Origin of the sequence: Streptomyces sp. NPDC058664 (assembly GCF_042716635.1) — a bacterium.
Classification (GTDB): Bacteria; Actinomycetota; Actinomycetes; order Streptomycetales; family Streptomycetaceae; genus Streptomyces.
In genome coordinates this window covers 990-18,352 of the sequence record NZ_JBHXRW010000059.1, presented here as the reverse complement: position 1 = coordinate 18,352, position 17,363 = coordinate 990, and the positions used below count along the sequence as shown (strand labels likewise).

Below are 17,363 nucleotides of genomic sequence, written 5' to 3'. Positions count from 1 at the left end.
CCTCTCCGTACGATTCACCCGAAGCGCACGACGATTCCGGCGTGCGGGCGCTTCCCGAGCCGGACGAGCATGGCCGGCACGTCGGTCAGCCAGAACTGCCAGGTGTACTTGCGCGAGAGCAGGCGCCGGATCCGGCGCAGCTCCTCCCCCTCCACCAGCCGGCCCTCGCCGGTGACGCGCCGCGCGCCCTCGGCGACGTTCCCGCGCACGTCGCACACGGCGACCACGACCCGCGGGTCGTTCCGCAGGCGCTTGACCTTCCAGGAGTCGGCACGGGTCCAGACGTACAGTTCGGCGCCGTCCACCGCGTACCAGACGGGCGTCGCCACTCCCGTGCCGTTCTTCCGGTACGTGGTCAGGCTGACGTAGCGGCCGCGTCGCAGCTCTTCGGGCATCATGCCCGGGAGCCTATGCCGGGGTCGGAGCGGAGGCCGGGTCAGGGTCGGCGCTCCCGTAGGCCGTCCTGGCCTCGGTGATCTCCGGGAGGTGGGCGCGGGCCCAGGCGCACGCGGTGTCGAGCGGATCGATCAGCGCGCGGCCGAGGGCGGTCAGCGCGTACTCGACGCGCGGCGGGTTCTCGTCGTAAGCGGTGCGGGTGAGGAATCCGTCGCGTTCCATGGCGCGCAGGGTCTCGGTGAGCACCTTGGGGGTGATCCAGTGGAGCGGGACACGCAGCTCCGAGAAGCGGCGGGGCCGCCCGTCCTCCAGGCAGCGGAGCACCACGGCGGTCCACTTGCCGCCGACGCGGATGGGTTGCGCGCGGTCGGAGCAGTCCGGGTCGTGGAACAGGTCGGCGGGCAGCGGCTGGGGCATGCCCCCGAAGCTAACCCAGTACCGTTGAAGTAACCAGGTGCTCCGGTTCTACGGTCCCGCCATGAGCAACGACACGAACAACGGCATGAGCAACGACATCATCGTCTTCGGGGCGGGCGGCCGGGTCGGCCGCGCGGTCGTGGCGGAGGCGGTGGCCCGCGGCCACCGGGTGACGGCGGTGGTGCGCGACCCCTCGAAGTACCGTGACCTGGAGGGTGGTTCGGTCACTCTCGTGCGGGGTGACGTCACCGATCCCGCGTCGGTGGCCGCGCTTGCCGCCGGCCACGACGCGGCCGTGAACGCCTCGGCCCGCCTCGACGTCCCCTCGGAGGAGTACTTCACGGCGGCGGCGAAGGCCCTGGTCGGCGGACTCGAAGAGGCGGGCGTACGACGCCTGTTGACCTTGGGGATCGCCACGACGCTGGAGACCGGGCCGGGGGTGCGGATCATGGACGCGCCCGAGTTCCCGGCGGAGTGGCGGGCGTTCGCGCAGGGACACGTGGCCGAGTTCGCGCTGCTCTCGGCCGAGGCGGGTCCGGGGCTCGACTGGCTGATGGTCGTGCCGCCGCTGGACCTGAACGCGGAGGCGGAGCCGACCGGCGGCTACCGGACGGCCGTGGGCTCGGTGATCGAGGGCCCGGGCCGGATCGCGCACGCGGACCTCGCCCTGGCCCTGCTCGACGAGATCGAGCGCCCGCGCCACAGCCGCGTACAGCTGGCGGTCTCCGCATAGGTCTCCATACAGGCCTCCACACAGGCCTCCGCACAGGTCTCCGTGGGGGGAGACACGCCCCTCAGGCGGGCACGAGCGCGCACCGGACGACCAGGTCGTCCATGGAGAGGCCGAGGACCCGGGCGAGGGCCGCGACGGTGAAGAACGCCGGGGTCGGGGCCCGGCCGGTCTCGATCTTGCGGAGGGTCTCGGCGGACAGGCCGGCCGCCGCGGCGATCTCGGCCATGGACCGCTCGCCGCGCGCCTCGCGCAGGAACAGGCCGAGGCGTTCGCCGCGCTCGCGCTCTTCTGGGGTCAGGGGTGTGCGCACCATGCCACCATTCTAATACCGGTATAGTAATTGGCATGGTGGAGATCAAGACGAACGAGAACCTGGCGTCCATGCGCGAGTCCGGGCGGGTGGTGGCACGCGCCCTCGCGGCCGTACGGGAGAAGGCGGCGCCCGGGGTCGCCCTGGCCGAGCTCGACCGGGCCGCGCGGGAGGTCCTGGCCGAGGCGGGGGCGGGCTCGCCCTTCCTCGACTACCACCCGGAGTGGGCGCCGGTCCCGTTCCCCGCGGTCGTGTGCGTATCGGTCAACGACGCCATCGTGCACGGCATCCCGGACGGCACCGTGCTGGCCCCGGGAGACCTGGTCTCTGCGGACTGCGGGGCCCTGCTCGGCGGTTGGGCGGGCGACTCGGCCGTCAGCTTCACGGTCGGCCCCGCCCGGCCGGAGGACACGCGGCTGATCGCCACCGCCGAGGAGGCCCTGGCGGCGGGCATCGCGGCGGCCGTCGTCGGCAACCGCATCGGCGACATCGCGCACGCGATCGGCCGGGTCTGCCGTGACGCCGGATACGGCATCCCGGACGGCTTCGGCGGCCACGGGATCGGCCGCACGATGCACGAGGACCCGGGCGTCCCCAACGAGGGACGCCCGGGCCGGGGCATGAAGCTGCGCCACGGGATGGTGCTCGCGATCGAGCCGATGCTCATCGGGGGCGGGACGGACGACCACTACACGGCACGCGACGGCTGGACGATGCGCACGCTCGACGGCTCGCGCGCCGCGCACGCGGAGCACACGGTGGCGATCACCGACGAGGGCCCGCGCGTGCTGACGGCACTGTAGGACGTCCCCCTCCTGGGGGCGGCCGGTCGGCTACCTTCCCGCCGGCCGGACCACCATCGCCGAACCGCCGCCCCTGCGGACCGTCTCCGCGGCGGCCACCCAGCGGCCGTCCGGCAGGCGCTGGACGCCGGTCGCCGCGCCGATCTCCGGGTTCTGCCGGAAGCCGTGCCCGATCGCTTCGAGCTCCGCCCGGAGCGGGCTGTTCCACAGGGCGGGTTCGAGTTCGGTGGTCGCCTGGTTGCGCTGGCTGGCACGCGGCGCGGCGATCGCGGCGACGAGCGGCAGGCCCCGGTCGACGACTCCGGTGAGGGTCTGCAGGACCGTCGTGATGATGGTCGCGCCGCCCGGGGACCCGAGGGCGAGCACGGGCCGGTCGTGCGGGTCGAGGACGATCGTCGGGGACATCGAGGAGCGCGGCCGCTTGCCGGGTCCTGGCAGGTTCGGGTCGTGCACGGCCGGGTTCGCCGGGGCGAAGGAGAAGTCGGTCAGCTCGTTGTTGAGCAGGAAACCCCGGCCGGGCACGGTGATGCCGCTGCCGCCGGTGGACTCGATGGTGAGCGTGTAGGCGACGACGTTGCCCCACTTGTCCGCCACCGTGAGGTGGGTGGTGTTCTCCCCCTCGTACGTGGTCGGGGCCGCCGTGCCGCCGCTCGCGCACGGCACCGGGTCGCGGGGGTCGCCGGGCGCCAGGGGGCTGGTCAGGACGGCGTCGTCGCGGATCAGGCAGGCGCGGGAGTCGGCGTACCGCTGGGAGTGCAGTCCGCGCGTCGGCACCGGCTCGAAGGCCGGGTCGCCGACCCAGCGGCCCCGGTCGGCGAAGGCGATGCGGCTGGCCTCGATGAACCGGTGCAGGTAGCGGGCCGGGGAGGCGCCCGCGAGGTCGGTGCCCTCCAGGATGTTGAGCGCCTCGCCGACGCTCGTACCGCCGGAGGAGGAGGGGGCCATGCCGTACACGTCGAGCCCCCGGTACGAGACCTTCGTGGGACGGCGGGACTCCGTCTCGTACGCGGCGAGGTCACGTGTCGTCAGGTCGCCGGGGCGTACCTTCCGGGTGGCGTCCGCGCGGACCGGGGGCGTACGGACGGTGTTGACGATGTCCCGGGCGAGCGGGCCCCGGTAGAGGGCGCCGACGCCCTCGCGGCCGAGCGTGTCGTACGTACGGGCCAGGTCGGGGTTCTTGAAGACGGAGCCGACCACCGGCAGCTGCCCGCCGGGCAGGAAGAGGTCCGAGGAGGCGGGGAAGTCACGGAACCGTGCCTCGTTGGCCGCGGTCTGGGCGCGGAACGTGGGGTCGACGGTGAAGCCCTCCCGGGCCAGCCGCTCGGCCGGTTCGAGGAGTGCCCCGAGCCGCTTGCTGCCCCAGGCGTCGAGGGCTGCCCTCCAGGTCGCCGGGGTGCCGGGGGTGCCGACGCCGAGGCCGCTGGTCATGCCCTCCTCGAAGGGGATGGGCCTGCCGTTCTCCACGAAGAGGTTCGCGTCGGCGGAGAGGGGCGCGGTCTCGCGCCCGTCGACGGTGTGCACGGTCCGGCTCTTCGCGTCGTAGTACACGAAGTAGCCGCCGCCTCCGATCCCCGCCGAATAGGGCTCGGTGACGCCGAGGGCGGCCGCGACGGCGACGGCGGCGTCCACCGCGTTGCCGCCCTTGCGGAGCACCTCGACACCGACGGCGGAGGCGTCGGCGTCGACACTGGAGACGGCGCCGCCGTATCCGACGGCGACGGGCACCTTGACCGGTGCGGGCGGGGCTCCTGGAGGCGCGGCGGCACCCATCGAGAGGACCGTCGCCGCGACAGCGAGAACGGAGACCTTCCGAGCGGCGGAACGACGCATGCGCAACCTCCAGTCAACGACCGTCCGCGCAGCGTAACTTCCCTCGGCCCGTTCCGTCAGGACCGCCTCGAACAAGGGGCCGGTTCGCCGCTACCATGCGCGCCCATGAACGAAGACGTGCGCAACATCGTGCTCGGGGTGCTCGCGACGGGGGTCAGCGCGTCCCTCGGCTGGCTGGCCCGCACGTACCTCTGGCGGCGCAGGCTCCGCCGGAAGCAGGCGTTCTTCGGCCTTCCGGGGGGCTCGGAGTGCCTGCTCGTGGTAACCGGGAGGCGGGCGGCGACAACGTCGTGCACCGCTTCGACGTCTTCGCGATGCTCGAGCTCTCGGCGCTCATCAAGGACTGCGGGGCACAGGCCCGGATCCTCGCGCACGACGTGGCCCACCAGGGCTTCGGCGACAGGACCGAGTTCTGTGTCGGCGGGCCGTACTCGAATCGCAGGACGGCCGCCCACCTGGCCACCCTGCTCCCCGGGGTGACCATGAACGTGGACGTGCAGCCCTCCGAGGTCAGGGGATCGATCACGGTCGGCGGTGAGCGGCACCTCATGGAGAAGGGGGTCACCGAGTACGTGATCCTCGCCCGGCTCACGGCGGGGGACGGCGGCCGGCCCGTCTTCCTCTTCTGCGGGCAGCGGGCCATCACCAACCAGGCGGCGACCCGCTACCTGGCGCGCCACCACGAGTCGCTTGCGCGCACCCACCGCTCGGGTTCCTTCGTCCTGCTCCTCAAGGTGGTCAACACGCAGGCGTACGGCCCCGACGTGGTGGAGGTGGTGGCCGATGTCACGCGCGCGGCGCTGACGGCCCCCGCGGCCGCACCGGCAGCGACGTGACGCCGTTGATGAAGTTGGAGACGAGGCGGCGGGGCGGCCCGGCGGGTTCCAGGCCGTCGCAGGCCCGGCGCACCTCCTCGTAGAACACCCGGAGCTGGAGCCGGGCGAAGTGGGCGCCCAGGCAGACGTGCGGGCCGTCGCCGAAGGAGACGTGCGGGTTCGGGGTCCGGCCGAGGTCGAGGCGGTGCGGGTCGGGGAAGACGCGCTCGTCGTGGTTGGCGGAGGCGTGGAAGACGACGACCTTGTCGCCGCGCCGGACCGTCCGCCCCGCGAGCTCGGCGTCGCGGGCCGCGGTGCGCCGGAAGGAGAGCACGGGCGGGTGGACGCGCAGGAGTTCGTCGACCGCCGTGTCCATGGCGACCTCCCCGCCCCACAGCCTCCGCTGCTCGCCGGGGTTCCGGGCGAGGGCGAGGAGTCCGCCGGGGGCGGCGCTGCGGACCGTGTCGTTGCCGGCGACGGTCAGCAGGAAGAAGAACATCTCCAGTTCGGCGTCGGCGAGTTCGGAGGTGGCGAGCGAGGTCATGACGTCGTCGGCGGGGTGCGCGCGCTTGTACGCGGCGAGCTCCTGGGCGTAGGAGAACATGTCGGCGAGCATGGCGGGCGAACGGGGGTTGACCGGCTGGCCTTCGGCGTCGAGGACCGGGGGCTCATCGGGGTCCTGGTAGGCGATGACCCGCTCGGTCCAGGTGTGCAGGAGCCCCCGGTCGCTCGCGGGCACGCCGAGCAGGTCGGTCAGGTTGAGCAGGGCGTACTCGTCGGTGACGGTCCGGACGAGGTCCACCTCGCCGCCGTCCGCGACCGCCGCACCGATCAGGGTCCGGGCCCGTTCCCGCGCGGTGGTTCCGAAGCGCTCGATCCGCCTCGGGGTGAAGGCCCGGCTGACGAGTCGCCGCAACCGCCCGTGCCCCGGGGGATCCTGATTGAGCATCATGCGCCGGATGAACGGCAGGTCGGCGGGGTCGGGGTCCCGGATCTGGGTGGCGCCGAGGCACGAGGAGTACGTCCCCGCGTCCTTGAGCACCCGGACGACGTCGGCGTGCCGGGTGACGGCCCAGAAACCGGGTCCGGCCGGCCACCCCAGGACCTCCGGCTCCTCCTGCCACGCGACGGGCGCCCGGTCGCGCAGCGCGCGGAAGCGGTCGTGCGGGATGCCTGCGGCGTAGATCCGCGGATCGAAGACGTCGGGTACGTCGCTCGCGTCCCCCACCGTGCCTCCCGCCGACCGTCGTCCAGAGGTGAAGACGTTTCCATCTTGACAGGTCAGGGGCGGTTTTCGTAGGACTGATCGCACAGTTCGAGAGCCTTGTCCGGCCCGGTCGGCGACTCCCGGAATCACCGTCATGAATCACTCCGAGAACGTCGATCACGATGCGGTGCTGCGGGCGCGGACGATGCTCCTCGGATCGGGACGACCGAGCCCGTCCCAGGAGGTCCAGGCGTACCGGGTGCTCGCGCGGGTGAGCCCGGCGGCCTATCTGCCGAAACTGGTCAGGCACTCGTCTCGTACGGGTACGAGGTCGGGAACCGGGGCGGGCGGGAACTGCGGCTCGCGCTGCACGCCGAGGCCGCCCGGCGCGTCGACGCCGGTGAACCGAACAGGACCGAGGTGCTCTGCGGCGCCCTGGACACCTGTCGGCACACCCTGCTCTCCGCCGGGCGTCGGACCGAGGGGTTCGCGGCGTGCGAGGAGATGGCGGCGGCCGGGCGGCTCGGCTACGAGCGGGGCAGGTAGCGAGTCCCGCGTACGGGCAGGGGCAACTGGCGAAGGTCCTCGCCGAGGAGGGGCGTCACGCGGAGGCGGCGGAGATCTGCGGAAGGTACGGGGGATCGGGGCAGCCCGAGGTCTCCTTCTGGAGCACGGTGGAGTGGTCGGCGGAGCTGGACGCCGCCGGGCGGCGCGACGAGGCCCTCGGCGCCTTCACGGTGCTCGTGGACGACACCCGGCGCACGGCGGAGGCCGCCACCTCCTCCCTCGCCGTCCTCGTGTGGGAGCTCGTCCACCGCTCCCGGATGTTCGACGCCGCCGGCCGCCGGGAGGAGGCGGGCGCGGACCGGCAGGAAGCCCTGCTGCCGCTCGTCCGCCTGGCGGAGACGGGCGAGCCCAAGGTCTGGGGCAACGTCCTCTCCCGGTGGAGCACCCTGTTCGCCCTGTCGGGCCGGGCGGCGGAGCCCGCCGGGTCCAGGGAGGCGCCGGCGCCGCCTTTCGGGGCCGACCCCCTTCACTGGTCGCCCGACACGAGGAAGTCCTACTTCGCCGCCGCCCCCGCCCTGGAGGCGGAGGTCGCCCGGCCGGTCGAGGCGGGGCGGCTCTCCGAGGCGCCGGCGGCCCATCAGCGGCCGGCCCGGCGGGCTGCCCTGCTCGAAGGGAAGCGCACCTACCGGATCGAGGAGCGTCTGCGCCCCGTCTTCGACGAAGGTGTAGCGCTCGCCCGGCGCCTCCCCGCCTCGTCGGAGGCGCTCGCCCACGCCCTGACGGACCGCGCCATGTTCCTCGTCGCCGTCCAGCGGTACGGCGAGGCCCACGCGGACTTCGGGGAGGCGGTGGGGATCCTGGGCGGCGCCACACCGCAGCCAATCGTTACTCTCGCGTAACATACCGACCGGTTACCACGGGTAAGCCGCCCCGGTTACCGTCGGGTCACTTTCACTGCCCCCCCACCACCCCCAGCAGTGTCCCCAGTGAGGAGTGACCCGTGCGCACATCCCTGGCCCTCGCCGTCTCGGCCGCTCTCGTGGCCGGGACGGCCCTCGGGCTCGCGCCCGCCGCCCAGGCCGGAGAGACCGGAGCGAGCACCGACACCGGCATCCGCTTCGTCGACATCGCCGGGGAGGGCGGCACCGTCCTCAAGGCGAACGTCGTCGCCCCCGCCGGTTCCGGCCGCCATCCCCTGATCGTGCTTCCCACCAGCTGGGCCATGCCCCAGATCGAGTACCTCGCCCAGGCCAAGAAGCTCGCCGACTCCGGTTACGTCGTGGTGAGCTACAACTCACGCGGCTTCTGGCAGTCCGGCGGGGAGATCGAGACCGCCGGGCCGAAGGACGTCGCCGACGCCTCGAAGGTGATCGACTGGGCCCTCGCGAACACCCCCTCCGACCCCGAGCACGTGGGCATGGCGGGTGTCTCGTACGGCGCCGGGATCAGCCTCCTCGCCGCCGCCCACGACCCCCGCGTCAAGGCCGTCGCCGCGCTCAGCGGCTGGGCCGACCTCATCGAGTCCATCTACAGCGGCCGCACCCAGCACCTCCAGGCCGCCGCCCTGCTCGGCGGCGCCGGCTACCTCACGGGCCGCCCCGGACCCGAACTCAAGGAAGTGCTGGGCGACTTCCTCTCGTCGAACCTCGACAAGGAGGACGAGATGATCGCCTGGGGGCGCACCCGGTCCCCCGCCGCCCACCTCGACCGGATCAATGCCAACGGCGCCGCGATCATGCTCGGCAACGCCTGGGGCGACACCATCTTCCCGCCCAACCAGTACGCGAGCTTCTTCGAGAAGCTCACCGGCCCCAAGCGGCTCGAGTTCCGCCCCGGCGACCACGCCACCGCCGAGGCCACCGGCCTGTTCGGGCTCCCCAACGACACCTGGACCAGCGCCCACCGCTGGTTCGACCGCCACCTCAAGGGCGTCGACAACGGCATCGACCGCGAGCAGCCCGTCCAGCTCACGTCCCGGTCGGCCGGCGGCTACGAGGGCTACCCCGACTGGAAGTCCGTCCACGCGAACCAGCGGAAGTTCGACCTCGACGGTACGCAGCGGGTCTGGGCGAACGTCGACTCCGGCGCCAACGGCGGCATCACCCTGCTCACCAACGCCCTGGACCAGTTCCTCCGCACCCCGCCCGTCGTCTCCGTCCCCCTGCTGCCCCGCGCCTTCGCCGGCGTCTGGCACTCGGAGCGGTACGACACCCCGCAGCGGGTGCGCGGCACGGTGAAGGTGCACACCACCGTCACCCCCGCCGAAACGAGCGGCACCCTCGTCGCGTACCTCTACGACGTCGGCCCGCTCGGCGTCGGCAAGCTGGTCAGCAACGCCCCGTACACCTTCCACGACCGGACGCCGGGCACGCCGTTCGCCGTCGACCTGGAGCTGTTCTCCACGGCGTACGACGTACCGGCCGGGCACCGGCTCGCGCTGGTCGTCGACACCGTCGACCCGCTCTACATCGAGCACAACCCGACCGGCGCGCAGCTGACCTTCTCCTCCCCGGCGACCGACCCGTCGTACGTGTCGGTACCGCTGCGGAAGGAGTGATCACCGGCTGCTGCCGGGCGGGTGCGGCTCCTCGCCGCTACTGCCGTCCCGGCAGCAGCGTCTCCGGTTCGGCCGGAGCGACGTCCACGGCCTTCGTCTTCGGGCTGCGGCGCTCCTTGCGGGCCACCCAGGTGGCGAACCAGGAGAGCAGCATGCACATCCCGATGTAGATCGGCGAGATGACCAGCACGACGGGGATGAACGGCAGGTCGTAGTCGAGGTTCGACGCGATCAGCTTGCCCGCGTGCAGGAACTCCTCGTAGGTGATGAGGAAGCCGAGCGAGGTGTCCTTGAGGGCGACCACGAGCTGGCTGATGATGGCCGGCAGCATCGCGCGGACGGCCTGGGGCGCCAGGACGTAGGTCATGACCTGCGTCTTGCGCATGCCGAGCGCGTACGCGGCCTCCCCCTGGCCGCGTGCGACGGAGTGGATCCCGGTCCGGAAGACCTCCGCGAGCACCGAGCCGTTGTAGAGGGTCAGTCCGGCGACGAGCGCGGGCAGCGCCTGCACCTTGAGCGCCACGAAGATGAAGAAGATCATCACGAGGACGGGCATGGCGCGGAAGAACTCGACGAACAGGGTGGAGATCCAGCGCGGCACCCGGTGTTCGGAGAGGCGCCCGGTGGCGAGGACCGCGCCGAGGACGAGCGAGAGCACCGAGGCGTAGGCGAAGGCCTTGAGGGTGTTGCCGAGGCCTTCGAGGAGCAGCTCCTGGATGCCCGTGTAGAGGAAGGGGGACCACTTGGTGGAGGTGAACTGGTCGTTGTCGAAGAGGAGGTAGAGGATCCAGCCGGCCAGGGCGAGGATCAGCACGGTGGACGCCAGGCCGTAGAGGAGGTGGCGTCGCCGGGCGTGCGGTCCGGGGATGTCGTAGAGGGCGGTGGACTCGGTCATCGGGCGACTCCCCAGCGCTTCTCCAGGACGTGGAAGAAGGCGCTGATGGTGAGGGTGATGATCAGGTATCCGACGGCGATCCAGACGAAGGTCCAGACGATGTTGTAGCCGAGTTCGCTCAACGTCTTGTAGGTGCCGAGGAGTTCGGTGACGCTGAACGCCCCGGCGATGGCCGAGTTCTTGGCGAGGGCGATCAGGGTGGAGCCGATCGGCGGGATGACCGTGCGGAAGGCCTGCGGGAGGACGACCGTGCCGAGGGTCTGGGTGAAGGTCATGCCGAGGCTGCGGGCGGCCTCGCCCTGGCCGCGCGGCACGGTGTTGATGCCGGAGCGGAGCACCTCGCAGATGAAGGCCGAGGTGTAGCAGCCGAGGGCGAGGACCGCGAACAGCTCGAAGGGCAGCACGAGCCCGAACCGGGGCAGGCCCAGCATGACCGCGAAGAAGAGCAGCGTCAGCGGGGTGTTGCGCAGGACGGTGACCCAGACCGTGCCGAAGACCCGGAAGGATCCGACGGGCGCGACCCGGAAGGAGGCCATGACGAAGCCCAGGACGAGGGCGAGCGCCGAGGCGTAGACGGTGAGTTCGACGGTGCCGAGGAATCCTTTGCCGTAGAGCGAGAAGTTGTCGGTCAGGACGTCCATGCCGGTGACTCCATGTGGGGCTCCTCCGGGTCAGCTCGCCGGGTAGCGGTCGATGGCGGGCGGCTTCGGGGCGGGGACCCCGGAGAGGCCGAGGGTGGCGTCGTACGCCTTCTTCCAGTCGCCGTTCTTCTCGTGGGCGGCGATGGCGTCGTCGAGGGCGAAGCGCAGGGCGTTGTCGCCGCGCGGGACGCCGATGCCGTACGGCTCCTTCGAGAACGGCTTCCCGACGACCTTGAGTTCGTCGGGGACCTTCGCGGCGTAGCCCATGAGGATCGTGTCGTCGGTGGTGACGGCGTCGACCTGGTAGGTGAGCAGGTTGTCCACGCAGGCGGAGTACGTGTCGTAGGCCACGAGTTCCGCCTTCGGGTAGTCCTTCTCGATCCGCTGGTACGGGGTGGAGCCGGCGGCCGAGCAGACGCGCTTGCCCGCCAGGCCCTGCGGGCCCTCGATGTCGTTCTCGTCGGTGCGGACCAGGAGGGACTGGCCGGCCTGGTAGTAGGGCCCGGCGAAGCCGACGAGCTTCTTGCGGTTGTCGTTGATGGTGTAGGTGCCGACGTAGTAGTCGATCTGGCCGTTCTGCAGGGCGGTCTCGCGGTTGGCCGAGGCGATCGTGCGGAAGTCGATGCCGGCCGGGTCGAAGCCGAGGGAGGCCGCCATCATCTTGGCGATCTCGATGTCGAAGCCCGAGTAGCGGCCGGTGGCCGGGTCCTTCTCGCCCATGTAGGGCTGGTCCTCCTTGGCGCCGACGACGAGCCGGCCGCGCTTCTTCGCCCGGTTCCAGGTGGCGGAGTCGGGCAGGGAGAAGCCCGAGTCGACCCGGTAGACCGGGAGTTGGTCGGGTTGGGGGCCCTTGACGGGCGGGCTGCCCTCCCGGCCGCAGCCGCCGAGCGCCGCCGTCACGGCGAGCAGCAGGGCGAGGGCGAGCGGGGTCCGGTGCGTACGCTGCATGGTTCCCGTCCCGCTCAGTGCTTGAGGATCTTGGAGAGGAAGTCCTTGGCGCGCTCGCTGCGCGGGGCGGTGAAGAACTCCTCCGGCGCGCGGTCCTCGACGATCTTCCCGTCGGCCATGAAGACGACCCGGTTGGCGGCGGAGCGGGCGAAGCCCATCTCGTGGGTGACGACCACCATCGTCATGCCCTCCTGGGCGAGTTGCCGCATGACCTCGAGGACCTCGTTGATCATCTCCGGGTCGAGGGCGGAGGTCGGCTCGTCGAAGAGGAGCGCCTTGGGGTCCATGGCGAGGGCGCGGGCGATCGCCACGCGCTGCTGCTGGCCGCCGGAGAGCTGCGCCGGGTACTTGTCGGCGTGCGCGGCGAGTCCGACCCGGTCGAGGAGCTCGCGGGAACGCCGGTCGGCCTCGTCCTTCCTTCGCTTGCGGACCTTGACCTGTGCGAGGGAGACGTTCGCGAGGACGGTCTTGTGCGCGAAGAGGTTGAACGACTGGAAGACCATGCCGACCTCGGCCCGCAGCCGGGCGAGTGCCTTGCCCTCCTCCGGGAGGGGCTGTCCGTCGATCATGATCTCGCCCGACTCGACGCGCTCCAGCCGGTTCATCGCCCGGCAGAGGGTGGACTTGCCGGAGCCGGACGGGCCGATGACGACGACCACCTCCCCCCGGCCGACGGTGAGATCGATGGACTGGAGGACGTGCAACGTGCCGTAGTGCTTGTTGACGCCACGCAGTTCGATCAGCGGATCGACGACGGCCATACGCTGCCCTGCCCCATTTCTCAGCGGTGACGAGTCAGCGCAAACTATCCACGGGGAAAGGGACTTAACACCCGACACGCATGAAAACGGGAAAAGCCGTATTTACTGCGGAAGGGTGGTTCGGGGGCACCGCGGAGTCAGTACTCGGCGGCCTCCGCGTACACCTGGGAGAGCTCGGGCGAGCCCGTCACCGCCCAGTCGAGGCCGGCCTCGACGACCTGGATCTCCCGGCCGGAGGCGAGCCGCACCACCGGGCCGCCACCCGGCATGACCTGCCAGCGGGCGCCCGGTACGTTCCGGACGATGACGGTGCCGAGGTAGAGCCCGGCGTCGTTCCCGACCCAGGGCAGCTCCTCCGGATCGTCACGCCAGCGCGGCGGCAGCTGGTCGAGCTCCTGGAGGGAGCGGGGCGTGTCGTCGAGAGCCACCCCTGCCTCCGCGACACGGGCACGCAGCAGCTCGCATTCGGCAAGCAGCTCGCCGACTCCCTCGGGGTCGCGGTCGAAGGCCGCGACCAGCGGGGAGTCGGCCGGCTCGGGTTCATGCCGCTTGCGCCAGTTGTCGAGAAACGGGATGTTCATCAGAACAGCGTCGCACTGCCGCCTCCCGGTCGACCACCCGGCGCGCGGAGATCGTTACCGCCGCCGGGTGGCGGCGACCGCCGTACACCGAGGTCACAGGCCGTCGTGCGTCGGGGTCACACGTCGAGGTCGACCACGACGGGCGCGTGGTCCGACGCGCCCTTCCCCTTGCGCTCCTCACGGTCCACATAGCTGTCCGTGACCGCCTCGGCGAAGGGCTTGTTGCCGTAGACCAGGTCGATGCGCATGCCCTTGTTCTTGGGGAAGCAGAGCTGGCGGTAGTCCCAGTACGTGAAGGGGTGGTCGTACTTGAGGGGGCGCGGGACCACGTCGGAGAGACCGGTCTCGCGGAGACCGGCGAGCGCGGCCCGCTCCGGCTCCGTCACGTGGGTGGCGCCCTCGAAGACCGCGATGTCCCAGACGTCGTCGTCGGTCGGCGCGATGTTGTAGTCGCCGAGGACCGCGAAGGGACGCCCCGCCGCCGCGTCGTCCGCGACGGCCGCCTTCAGTGCCTCCAGCCAGCGCAGCTTGTACGCGTAGTGCTCGTGGGTCACCTCCCGGCCGTTCGGCACGTACACCGACCAGACGCGGACCGGGCCGCAGGTCGCGGAGACCGCCCGGGGCTCCTCCACGCCGTCGTACTCGGGGCCGCCGGGCAGGCCCGTGACCACGTCCGCGAGGCCGACGCGGGAGATCAGTGCCACGCCGTTCCACCGGCCCGTGGCGTTGACCGCGGACTCGTATCCCAGGGCGCGCAGCTCCTCGGTGGGGAACTGCTCGGCCGTGCACTTGGTCTCCTGGACGCACAGCACGTCCGTGCCGCTGCTCTCCAGCCAGGCCAGGAGCCGGGGCAGCCGGGCGGTGATCGAATTGACGTTCCAGGTGGCGATGCGCATGTGCGCAAGCCTACGTGCGGGGTCCGACAATCGGCGTCCCGCCCGGCTCAGAGGTCGGTGGAGGCGCCGGGGGCGAGCCGGTCGTGGTCGGTGCCGCCGAGGGCGCCGATCTGGCGGTCGTAGATGGGCCGGGCGAGATCGGTGAGCAGGGCGTCGTGGATGTCGTAGGCCCGGCGCGGCTTGACCTCGCGGACGTAGTCGATGACCTCGGAGATCTTGTTCCACGGGGCCATGACGGGGAGCAGCAGGGTGTCCACGGGCCGGTCGGGCACGGTGAGCGCGTCGCCGGGGTGGAAGACGGCGCCGTCGACGAAGTACCCGACGTTGGTGACGCGCGGGATGTCCGGGTGGATCACCGCGTGCAGTTCGCCGTGCACCTGGACGTCGAACCCGGCCGCCGTGAAGGTGTCGCCGTTCCCGACGGTGTGCACCCTCCCGGGGAAGGCCGCCGAGAGCTGTTCGGCGACGCTCCGCAGCGTCCAGATCTCGGCGGCCGGGTTGGCGTCGAGGGCCGCCCGCAGGCGGCCCTCGTCGAAGTGGTCGGGGTGCTCGTGCGTGACGAGGAGGGCGTCGGCCCCGTGGACCGCGTCCTCCTCGGTGAACGCGCCGGGGTCGAGGACGAGCGTCCGCCCGTCCTTCTCGAGACGCACGCACGCGTGGGACTTCTTCGTCAGCTTCACGCCGCCAGGCTACGCCGGAGGCGTCGTCTCCTCCTCGACGACGCGGGCCACCACGCGGAGCGCGGTCTCGGCGGCGGGGAAGCCGCAGTACACGCCCGCGTGGAGCACGATCTCCCGCAGTTCCCCGGCCGAGAGGCCGTTGCGGAGGGCCGCCCTGGTGTGGTCCGCGAGGGCCTCCCGGTGGCCCCCGGCGATGAGCGCGGTGAGGGTGACGACGCTGCGGGTGCGCCGGTCGATGCCCTCACGGCTCCAGACCTCGCCCCAGGCGTAGCGGGTGACGAGGTCCTGGAACGCTCCGTCGGGATCGTCGGCGAGGGCCTGGTCCACATGGGCGTCGCCGAGGACCTCGCGGCGCAGCCCGAGCCCCTTCTCGTACGGGTCGGGGCGGCCGGCCTCGGTGACCTCGGCGGCCGGGGCGGGCTCGGCCACGGGCACCGGGGTCGCGGGCAGGGGCGGCACGGTCAGGATGCCGCTGGTGTCCGGGGCGGTGCCCGCGAAGTGGTCGAGGAGCAGATCGGTGACGGCGGCCGGCTGCTCGACGGGCGCGAGGTGCGAGGCGCCGGGGACGACGGCGAGCCGGGCGTCGGCGATCCCGGCGACCAGGGTCCTGGCCTCGGCGGGGCCGGTGACCTGGTCCTCGGAGCCGACGAGGACGAGCGCGGGGATGGCGATCCGGTCGAGGGCCTCGCGTACGTCGAAGACGGCGAGGGCCTCACAGGCGGCGGTGTAGCAGACGGGGTCGGTCGTCCGGACCATCTGGACGGCCCAGTCCACGATGGCGGGCTGCGCGCCGGCGAACACCGAGGTGAACCACTGTTCGGGGGCGGCGCGGGCCATCGGCTCCAGACCGTTGGCCCGGACGATGACACCGCGCTGGCGGAACTCGTCGGCGCTGCCGAACCGCGGTGAGGCGGCGACCAGGGCGAGGGAGGCGACCCGGTGGGGGGCGCGCAGCGCGAGGTCGAGGCCGACGGCGCCGCCGAGGGAGCACCCGGCGTAGCCGAAGCGCTGGACGCCGATCGAGTCGAGGGTGGCGAGGAGCCGGTCGCCGAGCTCGGCGACGGACGTGAAGGGGAGGGCGGGCGCGCCACCGTGCCCGGGAAGGTCGAAACGGACGACCCGCCAGTCCCGGGTGAGCTCGGGTATCTGCCGGTCCCACATGTGCCATGTGGTGCCCAGGGAGGGCCCCATGACCAGGACCGGGGCATCGTCCGGACCGTCAACGCGGTATTGCAGGGTGTTCGTCGATGTCTCACTCACCCGCCAGACCCTCTCATCTCTCACGGAACCCCCCATGGCCGGGGGTACGCGGGGAGCGGATCACGTCGTGCCGTCGAGGTCGCAGAGGTGCGGATGCCCTGGTCGGCCTCGCGGGGGGCAGCCGGGAGATCTCCGGACGCGTTCCGGGGCCGAGGGGGCACACGAGCCCGTGCCCGGGGTGACCACGGCCGGTCGGCCCGGCGCGGGTTCGCCGTCCCCGCCACGGCGGCCGGCACGGGGGCACAACATGGACCATGACTCCCGTGCCCCTCCGCACGACGGGAACGCGTCTCCGTGACACTCGACCTGCACCGCTTGTGGATCTTCCTGCACGTCATCGCACGGCAGGGATTCTCCGCCGCCGCCCAGAAGCTCTGCATGAGCCGGTCCTCGGTCTCTCCCGGCCCTCGGGTGAGCTTCGAGCACAGCACCTTCGTCCGCGACCTCTCCCACGCGGTCGGCAGCCACGACTACACCGCCGACGACCTGGCCGAGGCGGTCCGGTTCCTGACGCGGACTCCGGCGCGGAGCCTCTTCGCCGGCCTCGTCCCCGAGTCCCTGCCGCTCACGGACGCGGCACCTCCATGGCCGCCCCGCCCAGGGGGCGGCCGGGTGCACCGACCGGCATCACCGCCGGTGTGCCACTGCCGGCTCGATGAGGGATCGCTTGGTCACCCGGCCGCCGTACCGCCCGTCGATCAGGCCCGCGACGCATTCCGGCAGTCCGTTCCTGGCTGCTTCCGGAAGAGCTCGGGGGCCGGAGTAGGCGCGCAGCAGTTCCAGGTACTCCGACGTGGTGTACGTGAGGTCCTGCTCGCAGCGGGAGAAGACCGTGGAGCCGAACCGACCGCTTCGCGCGACCTCCCGCGCATAATCCGAGCCCTCGACGTCGGCGGCCTTCGCCACCCTTACCGCGGGGTCGGTCCAGTGGAACGCGGTCGCCGCGAAGACCACATCGAACGACTCATCCGGCAGCGGCCACGTCTCGGCACCCGCCGGGATTCCTCAGGCCGGTACGGCACAGCGGGTGTGGGGGGGGTGGCGAGCCGGGCCCCCCGCAGACAACCCCCCCCCCTAAAATAGAAAAAAGAGGGGGGAGCAGACGGAAGCACCCCCGAGGAGGGGA

The 17,363-nt window shown here is 72.0% G+C and carries 18 protein-coding genes and 2 pseudogenes; 5 read left to right on the top strand and 15 right to left on the bottom strand.

The features are described 5' to 3' along the window. Positions 1-14 precede the first annotated feature (14 nt). Together ACFWUY_RS33285 and ACFWUY_RS33280 are read right to left on the bottom strand one after the other, a co-directional pair. Positions 15-398 carry a PPOX class F420-dependent oxidoreductase gene (locus tag ACFWUY_RS33285; protein WP_384118598.1) on the bottom strand — a complete coding sequence of 128 codons (384 nt, stop codon included), beginning with the start codon at positions 396-398 and terminating at the stop codon, positions 15-17. Positions 399-408: 10 nt separating this feature from the next. Continuing rightward, on the bottom strand, positions 409-813 hold the full coding sequence (locus tag ACFWUY_RS33280) for a winged helix-turn-helix transcriptional regulator (RefSeq protein ID WP_384118596.1): 405 nt from the start codon (positions 811-813) through the stop codon (positions 409-411). Between the two features lie 61 nt (positions 814-874). On the opposite strand from ACFWUY_RS33280, the gene ACFWUY_RS33275 reads away from it, so the two are divergent. Then, the gene (locus ACFWUY_RS33275) at positions 875-1,546 is read left to right on the top strand and encodes an NAD(P)-dependent oxidoreductase (RefSeq protein ID WP_384118594.1); all 672 of its coding nucleotides are present in this window, start codon (positions 875-877) and stop codon (positions 1,544-1,546) included. Between the two features lie 61 nt (positions 1,547-1,607). On the opposite strand, the gene ACFWUY_RS33270 is transcribed toward ACFWUY_RS33275, so the two are convergent. Continuing rightward, positions 1,608-1,859: a helix-turn-helix domain-containing protein gene (locus tag ACFWUY_RS33270; protein ID WP_384118592.1), complete on the bottom strand. Its 252-nt coding sequence runs from the start codon at positions 1,857-1,859 to the stop codon at positions 1,608-1,610. A gap of 32 nt (positions 1,860-1,891) precedes the next feature. Between ACFWUY_RS33270 and map the strand changes: the two genes are divergently transcribed. After that, positions 1,892-2,659, top strand: coding sequence for a type I methionyl aminopeptidase (gene map / locus ACFWUY_RS33265; protein ID WP_384118588.1), 768 nt, complete (start codon positions 1,892-1,894; stop codon positions 2,657-2,659). A 30-nt stretch (positions 2,660-2,689) separates the two neighbouring features. Here map and ggt read toward each other — a convergent pair whose 3' ends face one another. Further along, entirely contained in the window at positions 2,690-4,489 is a 1,800-nt protein-coding gene (ggt, locus tag ACFWUY_RS33260; protein ID WP_384118585.1) for a gamma-glutamyltransferase, read from the bottom strand. A 105-nt stretch (positions 4,490-4,594) separates the two neighbouring features. Between ggt and ACFWUY_RS33255 the strand changes: the two are divergent. Beyond that, positions 4,595-5,325, top strand: a pseudogene (locus ACFWUY_RS33255) (hypothetical protein). On the opposite strand, the gene ACFWUY_RS33250 reads toward ACFWUY_RS33255, so the two are convergent. Both ACFWUY_RS33250 and ACFWUY_RS33245 read right to left on the bottom strand, forming a co-directional pair. Next, positions 5,276-6,532 carry a cytochrome P450 gene (locus ACFWUY_RS33250; protein ID WP_384118583.1) on the bottom strand — a complete coding sequence of 419 codons (1,257 nt, stop codon included), beginning with the start codon at positions 6,530-6,532 and terminating at the stop codon, positions 5,276-5,278. The pseudogene ACFWUY_RS33255 and the gene ACFWUY_RS33250 sit on opposite strands and share 50 nt — an antisense overlap. 264 nt (positions 6,533-6,796) lie before the next feature. Further along, complete coding sequence (locus tag ACFWUY_RS33245; RefSeq protein WP_384118581.1) at positions 6,797-6,964, bottom strand: hypothetical protein; 168 nt, start codon at positions 6,962-6,964, stop codon at positions 6,797-6,799. A gap of 41 nt (positions 6,965-7,005) precedes the next feature. Here ACFWUY_RS33245 and ACFWUY_RS33240 point away from each other — a divergent pair, with 41 nt between their 5' ends. Continuing rightward, entirely contained in the window at positions 7,006-7,917 is a 912-nt protein-coding gene (locus tag ACFWUY_RS33240; protein WP_384118578.1) for a hypothetical protein, read from the top strand. A 101-nt stretch (positions 7,918-8,018) separates the two neighbouring features. Further along, positions 8,019-9,575 carry a CocE/NonD family hydrolase gene (locus tag ACFWUY_RS33235; RefSeq protein WP_384118576.1) on the top strand — a complete coding sequence of 519 codons (1,557 nt, stop codon included), beginning with the start codon at positions 8,019-8,021 and terminating at the stop codon, positions 9,573-9,575. A 37-nt stretch (positions 9,576-9,612) separates the two neighbouring features. On the opposite strand, the gene ACFWUY_RS33230 is transcribed toward ACFWUY_RS33235, so the two are convergent. The 9 genes and pseudogenes from ACFWUY_RS33230 to ACFWUY_RS33190 all read right to left on the bottom strand — a co-directional run. After that, on the bottom strand, positions 9,613-10,470 hold the full coding sequence (locus ACFWUY_RS33230; protein ID WP_384118574.1) for an amino acid ABC transporter permease: 858 nt from the start codon (positions 10,468-10,470) through the stop codon (positions 9,613-9,615). Continuing rightward, complete coding sequence (locus ACFWUY_RS33225) at positions 10,467-11,111, bottom strand: amino acid ABC transporter permease (RefSeq protein ID WP_384118571.1); 645 nt, start codon at positions 11,109-11,111, stop codon at positions 10,467-10,469. The genes ACFWUY_RS33230 and ACFWUY_RS33225 overlap by 4 nt, the downstream gene beginning before the upstream one ends. A 30-nt stretch (positions 11,112-11,141) precedes the next feature. Beyond that, the gene (locus ACFWUY_RS33220) at positions 11,142-12,059 is read right to left on the bottom strand and encodes a glutamate ABC transporter substrate-binding protein (RefSeq protein ID WP_384118568.1); all 918 of its coding nucleotides are present in this window, start codon (positions 12,057-12,059) and stop codon (positions 11,142-11,144) included. Positions 12,060-12,073: 14 nt separating this feature from the next. Then, positions 12,074-12,820 (bottom strand): amino acid ABC transporter ATP-binding protein, encoded by a 747-nt coding sequence (locus ACFWUY_RS33215; RefSeq protein WP_384118564.1) that lies wholly within the window; start codon positions 12,818-12,820, stop codon positions 12,074-12,076. 137 nt (positions 12,821-12,957) lie between these two features. Beyond that, positions 12,958-13,401, bottom strand: coding sequence for a DUF6278 family protein (locus ACFWUY_RS33210; protein ID WP_384118561.1), 444 nt, complete (start codon positions 13,399-13,401; stop codon positions 12,958-12,960). Positions 13,402-13,517: 116 nt separating this feature from the next. Then, on the bottom strand, positions 13,518-14,297 hold the full coding sequence (locus ACFWUY_RS33205; RefSeq protein ID WP_384118560.1) for an exodeoxyribonuclease III: 780 nt from the start codon (positions 14,295-14,297) through the stop codon (positions 13,518-13,520). Between the two features lie 47 nt (positions 14,298-14,344). Further along, entirely contained in the window at positions 14,345-14,977 is a 633-nt protein-coding gene (locus tag ACFWUY_RS33200) for an MBL fold metallo-hydrolase (RefSeq protein WP_384118558.1), read from the bottom strand. A gap of 9 nt (positions 14,978-14,986) precedes the next feature. Further along, positions 14,987-16,237, bottom strand: coding sequence for an alpha/beta fold hydrolase (locus ACFWUY_RS33195; protein ID WP_384118556.1), 1,251 nt, complete (start codon positions 16,235-16,237; stop codon positions 14,987-14,989). A gap of 627 nt (positions 16,238-16,864) precedes the next feature. Then, a pseudogene (locus ACFWUY_RS33190) lies at positions 16,865-17,239 on the bottom strand (class I SAM-dependent methyltransferase); the annotation flags it as partial. Positions 17,240-17,363 lie beyond the last annotated feature (124 nt).

Bases quoted from the DNA above. Each gene is read 5' to 3' on its own strand.
- ACFWUY_RS33220 (WP_384118568.1), bottom strand. From the start codon at position 12,059: ATGCAGCGTACGCACCGGACCCCGCTCGCCCTCGCCCTGCTGCTCGCC.
- ACFWUY_RS33230 (WP_384118574.1), bottom strand. From the start codon at position 10,470: ATGACCGAGTCCACCGCCCTCTACGACATCCCCGGACCGCACGCCCGG.
- ggt (WP_384118585.1), bottom strand. From the start codon at position 4,489: ATGCGTCGTTCCGCCGCTCGGAAGGTCTCCGTTCTCGCTGTCGCGGCG.
- ACFWUY_RS33270 (WP_384118592.1), bottom strand. From the start codon at position 1,859: ATGGTGCGCACACCCCTGACCCCAGAAGAGCGCGAGCGCGGCGAACGC.
- ACFWUY_RS33225 (WP_384118571.1), bottom strand. From the start codon at position 11,111: ATGGACGTCCTGACCGACAACTTCTCGCTCTACGGCAAAGGATTCCTC.
- ACFWUY_RS33285 (WP_384118598.1), bottom strand. From the start codon at position 398: ATGATGCCCGAAGAGCTGCGACGCGGCCGCTACGTCAGCCTGACCACG.
- ACFWUY_RS33280 (WP_384118596.1), bottom strand. From the start codon at position 813: ATGCCCCAGCCGCTGCCCGCCGACCTGTTCCACGACCCGGACTGCTCC.
- ACFWUY_RS33205 (WP_384118560.1), bottom strand. From the start codon at position 14,297: ATGCGCATCGCCACCTGGAACGTCAATTCGATCACCGCCCGGCTGCCC.
- ACFWUY_RS33275 (WP_384118594.1), top strand. From the start codon at position 875: ATGAGCAACGACACGAACAACGGCATGAGCAACGACATCATCGTCTTC.
- map (WP_384118588.1), top strand. From the start codon at position 1,892: ATGGTGGAGATCAAGACGAACGAGAACCTGGCGTCCATGCGCGAGTCC.
- ACFWUY_RS33210 (WP_384118561.1), bottom strand. From the start codon at position 13,401: ATGAACATCCCGTTTCTCGACAACTGGCGCAAGCGGCATGAACCCGAG.
- ACFWUY_RS33215 (WP_384118564.1), bottom strand. From the start codon at position 12,820: ATGGCCGTCGTCGATCCGCTGATCGAACTGCGTGGCGTCAACAAGCAC.